Source organism: Pseudomonas sp. OA65 (assembly GCF_017498305.1).
GTDB lineage: Bacteria > Pseudomonadota > Gammaproteobacteria > Pseudomonadales > Pseudomonadaceae > Aquipseudomonas > Aquipseudomonas zanjanensis.
The window spans coordinates 1-6267 of sequence record NZ_JAGDEZ010000083.1; the positions used below are offsets into that span (position 1 = coordinate 1).

Annotated in this window: 5 protein-coding genes; 1 reads left to right on the plus strand and 4 read right to left on the minus strand. The window is 63.0% G+C overall.

Annotated features, from left to right (window positions below):
• Positions 1–767: 767 nt before the first annotated feature.
• Positions 768–2228 (plus strand): aldehyde dehydrogenase family protein, encoded by a 1461-nt coding sequence (locus J3361_RS29065; RefSeq protein ID WP_207967427.1) that lies wholly within the window; start codon positions 768–770, stop codon positions 2226–2228.
• A 214-nt stretch (positions 2229–2442) separates the two neighbouring features.
• On the opposite strand, the gene J3361_RS29070 is transcribed toward J3361_RS29065, so the two are convergent.
• The 4 genes from J3361_RS29070 to J3361_RS29085 form a co-directional block, all read right to left on the minus strand.
• On the minus strand, positions 2443–3135 hold the full coding sequence (locus J3361_RS29070; RefSeq protein ID WP_207967428.1) for a type 1 glutamine amidotransferase domain-containing protein: 693 nt from the start codon (positions 3133–3135) through the stop codon (positions 2443–2445).
• Positions 3136–3241: 106 nt separating this feature from the next.
• A complete protein-coding gene (locus J3361_RS29075) occupies positions 3242–4588 on the minus strand; it encodes an MFS transporter (RefSeq protein WP_207967429.1) in 1347 nt (448 codons plus the stop codon).
• A 67-nt stretch (positions 4589–4655) separates the two neighbouring features.
• Entirely contained in the window at positions 4656–5711 is a 1056-nt protein-coding gene (locus J3361_RS29080; protein ID WP_207967430.1) for an oxidoreductase, read from the minus strand.
• A gap of 45 nt (positions 5712–5756) precedes the next feature.
• Positions 5757–6017: a DUF2790 domain-containing protein gene (locus tag J3361_RS29085; RefSeq protein WP_207967431.1), complete on the minus strand. Its 261-nt coding sequence runs from the start codon at positions 6015–6017 to the stop codon at positions 5757–5759.
• Positions 6018–6267: the final 250 nt, after the last annotated feature.

Genomic DNA, 6267 nt, shown 5'->3' on the forward strand with positions numbered 1-6267 from the left:
CTCACTCCGGCATTGCTCCGTGGGCCGCCGCGAAGGGCCATCCATGGCCCAGCGCGGCTAACCCGGCATCCATGCCGGGTTGCCCACTGCGCAATGCCTGCGTTCGGCCAGCGTGGTTAACGGGGCGGCCAGATCAAGATCAAGATCAAGATCAAGATCCAAAGCAAAGCACAAGCGGTCGGGGCTGGCATTTATGTGTGCTGCACCACCGCTATCGCGAGCAAGCTCAGCTCCCACAGGGATTGGCCGTGGACACCGACCCCATGAGCACCCGAGATCAGTGTGGGAGCCGAGCTTGCTCGCGATGAGGCCGGCACATCCAACATCACCGCAAACTGACACACCGCCTTCGCGAACAGGCTCGCTCCCACAATGGGACTTGCTGTGAATACAAGACTCATGAACACCCAGGATTCCCTGTGGGAGCGAGCCTGCTCGCGATGAGGCCGGCACATCCAACATCACCGCAAACTGACACACCGCCTTCGCGAGCAGGCCCGCTCCCACAGGAGGAACGCGGTCCCACCAAGGATCAGGTCGGCTATCAGTCCGCCCGCATGGCTGGCGTTCCAGTGCGAAGCGCTCACAAAGAAGGGTCTGCTGCGCAGCCCAGCGGGAGCAAGCTCCCTCGCCACACGGTAATGACCAGTTAAACAGGCAGATACGGCAGATTCTCCTTTGCGCCCTTGAACAACGGCATATTTTCCCTGGGCTGCTTTGTTAGCGTATTGAACAGACTCGCATATGGCTCGAAAGGAACGCCCTGGATGACTACCCAATCTTCAAATCCCTACTGCGTTGATCCGCAAACCACCCACCTGTTCTACATCAATGGCGGTTGGTCGGCGCCGGTCAGTCCGGCCAGTTTGCCGGTGGTCAATCCGGCTACCGAAGAGGTCGTCGCCCAGGTCGCCAGCGGCTCTGCCGAGGATGTCGATCGGGCGGTCGCGGCGGCGCGTGCTGCGTTTGCCGATTGGTCTGCCACTTCCACAGCGGTGCGTGCGCGGGTGCTGGGCAAGATCCATGAGCTTATCCTCGAGCGCAAAGAGGCGTTTGCCCAGGCGATCTCCCTGGAAATGGGCGCCGCCATCGCCTCTGCACGGGCGATGCAAGTGCCCCTGGCGGCCGAGCACGTTCGGGTCGCCCGTGACCTGCTGGCCACGTATCGTTTCCAGGCCGTCGAGAACGGCACCGCGATCCAACGCGAGCCTATCGGCGTCTGCGGCCTCATCACGCCGTGGAACTGGCCGCTTTATCAGATCACCGCAAAAGTCGCCGCGGCGCTGGCGGCCGGTTGTACGGTGGTGCTCAAGCCCAGTGAACTGTCGCCTCTGAGCGCCCTTCTGTTTGCCCAAGTGGTCCATGACGCGGGCCTTCCACCGGGCGTCTTCAACCTGGTGAACGGCAGCGGCCATGTGGTCGGCGCGGCGATGGCCGCACACGCGGACGTCGACATGATCTCGATTACTGGCTCAAACCGCGCGGGTGCGCTGGTGGCCCAGGCGGCCGCGCCGACGGCGAAGCGGGTCGGGCAGGAATTGGGCGGCAAATCCCCGAATATCCTGCTGCCCGATGCCGACTTTGCCAAAGCCGTCCCACTGGGCGTCATGGCGGCGTTTCGCAACGTCGGGCAATCGTGCAGCGCCCCCACCCGGATGATCGTACCCAAGGCCCGGCTGGCGGAGGTCGAAGCGCTGGCGGCCGCCACCGCCAATGCGATCATCGTCGGCGATCCGCAATCACCGGAAACGGTACTCGGCCCCATCGCCAATGAAGCCCAGTTCAATCGCGTGCAAGCCATGATCGAGGCCGGCCTGCATGAGGGCGCCAAACTGCTGTGCGGCGGCTTGGGGCGCGTGCCGGGTTTTGAAAAGGGTTTCTACACCCGCCCGACGGTTTTCTCCGAGGTGGATAACGCCATGCGGATCGCCCAGGAAGAAATCTTCGGGCCGGTGCTGTGCATCATTGCCTACGAAACCATCGATGAGGCAGTCGCTATCGCCAACGATACGATCTATGGCCTCGGCGCCCATGTTCAGTCACAGGACCTTGATCTGGCGCGCGCGGTGGCTTCTCGTATCCGCGCGGGGCAAGTGCTCCTGAACTACCCGGCCTGGGATCCCATGGCGCCATTCGGTGGCTACAAGCGCTCGGGCAATGGTCGTGAGTACGGCGTCTTCGGCCTCGAGGAATATCTGGAAACCAAGGCGATCATTGGCTTTGGCTGATCGCCCGCAGCAAACGGCAAAATTCTGTGGGAGTAAAGCTTGCTCGCGATTGCGGTAAGCCAGCCGACTACAATATTGGCAACGTTGCCGCTATCGCGAGCAAGCTTTGCTCCCACAGGTCTGCTGCTTAACTGACAGGCATTCGCCGTCATCGGGTCTTTTGTGCCCACTGCCCGTTGTAAACGGCCGAGTGGCCCACTCCGCGGGAGCTGATTCAACCCGCCTGTTCCTGCTTCAGCCGCTTAAGCAGTGCCTTGGCCGCAGCTTCCGATGAGGCGGGGTTCTGCCCGGTGATCAGGTGTCCATCCTCAACCACATAGCTCCCCCAATCCGCACCTTTGGAGTACTCACCGCCCTTGGCCTTGAGCATGTCCTCCACCAGGAACGGAACCACATGAGTCAGCCCCACCGCCGCCTCCTCGGAGTTGGTGAATCCAGTCACTTTCTTACCCTTGACCACGGGTTCGCCGTCTGGGGCGTTGACGTTCTTGAACACACCTGGCGCGTGGCAGACGGCCGCGATGGGTTTGTTCGCCGCATAAAACGCTTCGATGAGGGTCTTGGAGTCAGTGTCCTCGGCAAGATCCCACAGCGGCCCATGGCCTCCGGGATAAAACACCGCATCGAAGTCATAGGGGTCGACCTCGCCCAGCGGGACGGTGTTGGCCAACGCCGCTTGGGCCCTGGTATCGGAGGCGAAGCGACGGGTCGCAGCGGTCTGGGCGTCCTCTTCGTCGCTCTTGGGGTCCAGCGGTGGTTGCCCACCCTTTGGAGAGGCCAGCGTGATCGTCGCCTCGGCGTCGGCGAACACGTAATAAGGCGCGGCAAACTCCTCCAGCCAGAAACCGGTTTTCTTGCCGGTGTCACCCAACTGATCGTGGGATGTAAGCACCATTAGAATCTTCATTGAACCTCTCCTCCGTGCATGGATGGGCGAACCGTGCTCGCCCCGCATTAATGTCAGAGGCTGCGGTTTGCCAGACGTTCAAGTGGACATGGCCCGTACCATGCAGTTACGACGCGACAGTCGAGGTGTTTAGCTCCCTGGCCGAGATCGCCGCCAAGCGCTGTTCCCTGGAAGCGGCATAATCGGCCTGTCGTCCCAGTTGCCAACCCAAGTAGCCCCACAGCAACGCGCAACCCGCGCCCACCACAGCGACCGGGCCGGCGCCTTGCCCCAGCAGGTCAAGCAGACTCTTGATCCAGCCACTCATGGCGTCACCCGCACGATAGACCACGGTGTCGATAAAGTTCTTGGCCTTGTATTTACTCTCCGCATCCAGTGGCGCGAACAGCATTTCCCGGCCCGGTCGGACGAACGCGTACTCGCCGATCCGCCGCACGATCATCAGCGCCACCAGCAGCGCAAACCCCGGCGCCAACGCCAGGCCGAGGAAGCCGATGCACATCAGCAACGGCACGATGGCCAGCAAGGCACGCACCCCCAGCTTCGGTGCGACACGGCCGGTGATGAATAGCTGGGACAGTAACGCCCCGGCCTGCACGACGATATCGATGGTGCCGAAGATGCGCACTTGCGCTTCGCGATCCGGATAAAGCTCGGCCACCAGGCGCGCCTGCTCGAAATAGAGAAACGTGCTGACCGTCGCCAACAACACGACAAACCCGGCAATGCCCAACAGGTAAGGCGACCCGAGCACGGCCATCAAACCGCTGAACGGGTTGCCCTGCAAGGGCTGCCGGGGATGTTGCGTCGGCGCGGCGCCAAGACGGCCAGCCCCGCCCTTTTCGCGCCATGCCATCAACGCCCGTTTCAACACCAGCGTGGCACCGAGCAACAACGCCGCCAAAAACATCAACCCCGAGGCGCCGAGCGGACCGATGAGCAACGCGCTCAGGGCCGGCCCCAACAAGCCGCCGACGCTGGCGCCTGCGGCGATGAAGGCAAACAGACGCTTGGCCTGCTCGCTGTCGAACACATCTGCCATCAGGCTCCAGGCCACTGACACGACGAACAGGTTATAAACCGAGATCCAGACGTAAAAGACCCGCGCCAGCCAGACACTGTCCGGCTGGAACTGGAACAGCTCGACGAACATCAGCAGGTTGAAACCGAAGAAGCCGTACACCCAGTCGATCAGGCGCAGGCGCGGTACTCGGGAACTGAGCCAGGCGAACAACGGCACGGCCGCCAGCATGACCAGGAAGGTCGCGGTAAACAGCCATTGCAAGTTCTCCACTCCCGCCGCGATGCCCATCGACTCGCGGATCGGGCGCAGCATGAAATAACCGGTGAAGAGGCAAAGAAACAGCAGGAACCCGCACAGCGCCGGACGCAACTCGCCGTCGCGGGCGTTGAGGGCGAGGCTCAGCCGGTGCAAATAGAAAGGCGCACTCATAGGGACTCCAGGGAGACGGCAATAAGAAAGGTCAAGCGCGGGACGGACGCCCGCGCCCAGGGTTGCATCAGCGATAGGTCACGCCGGTGAGGCGCTCGGAGACGGCCCAGAGCCGTTCGGCATCCGCCTGCGCACTTGCGGCGGGCGGCGTCTTGGCGAAGCCCAACGGACCGCGCCTTTCAGCGTCTCCGGTCGGGCCGTAATACGCTCCGCCCACGGCTTGCGCAGCCGTGGCGGCGTACAACGTCGGCAACGCCCCTTGTGCCGCTGAGTGGTAGGCGTCGCGGTCCTTGGCCCAGCGCCGACCGAACTCGCTGTCCAGGCCAGGACCGCGTTCGACCAGCTCGGTGACCGCCACGCCGGGGTGCGCTGCGATGCTGCGAATGCCCCAGTTTTCAGCGTCACTGCGCCGCTGCAAGGCAAAGGCCCAGTGCAGGACCGCCAGTTTCGATTGCGCGTAGGCCCCGTACGGGTCGTATTTCTGCTCGCTCTGCAGGTCATCGAGGTTCATCGTGCCGCGTGTCGCAGCAATGCTGGACAGGCTCACCACGCGGGCATCCTGGCTTTGACGCAAGAGCGGCACCAACAGGCCGGTCAGTGCGAAGTGCCCCAGGTAGTTGGTGGCCAACTGAAGCTCAAAGCCATCGGCGGACGTGCCCCGCTCGGGCGGCGCCATGACGGCGGCGTTGTTGATCAATACGTCGAGGCGCGGCAGCCGCTGATTGAGACGCTGGGCCAGGTCGCGCACCGATGAAAGATCGGCCAGGTCCACGTTCTCGAACTGCACCTTGGCGTCGGGCACGGATTCACGGATACGCGCGATGGCCTGGGCGCCGCGCTCCGGATTGCGCGCGGCGATGATGACCTCGGCGCCGGCACGGGCCAAGGCCAGCGCGTCCTCGTAGCCCATGCCACTGGTGCCGCCGGTGACCAGGACAATCCGACCTTTCTGGGACGGCATGTCGTGGGTCGACCAGTCCGGTTTCGGTGCTACGCGATCGGACGCCTCGACACTCACCGAAGCGAGCAGCGCGATGCCGGCGGCAAGGGTTCTCGCCAGCCTCGCCAGCCGGCCCCTGTCACTCACGCGGCCAAGGGTAGGTGTTGTTGTGTTATTCCACATGGTGATAGTCCCTGTTTGAAGAAATGAACCGGCATCGCCGGACGGTCACTGTTTGGAGCACGCCTCGGCCAACTGCAGAAAGCTGACGTGCTTCTTGGTGCCTTGGCTGTTCAAGTAGGTCATCTTGGCTTGCACGACCTCGCACACCGGCGATGTCGCCTCCTCGATATGGATGACCCTGGCGATGTCCAGCGGCATGCCATATTCGTAGGCCGGGATCTGCGTTTGTTCTTTGGCAAGCAGCGGCGAGCCGCTCAAGGAGATGACGGCCAGCAGGCCGGCCATCGACAGGTTTCGAATATTCATAGTGGGCTCCACGACACGGTCCTCGTTGGGATGGTCGTAGCACTCTAGGAGGGGGCGACTGACGTCAAGGTGACTGCTGGCTGACGGGAAGATGTCAAACCCGGGCGCAATGCTGTTCTCTTAAGCCAATCGACAAACCCGTGGCGAGGGAGCTTGCTCCCGCTGGGCCGCGAAGCGGCCCCAAAACCTGCCAATTGCGGCGTATCAGACACACCGCACCCGCCGGTTTACGACTGCTTCGCAGCCGAGC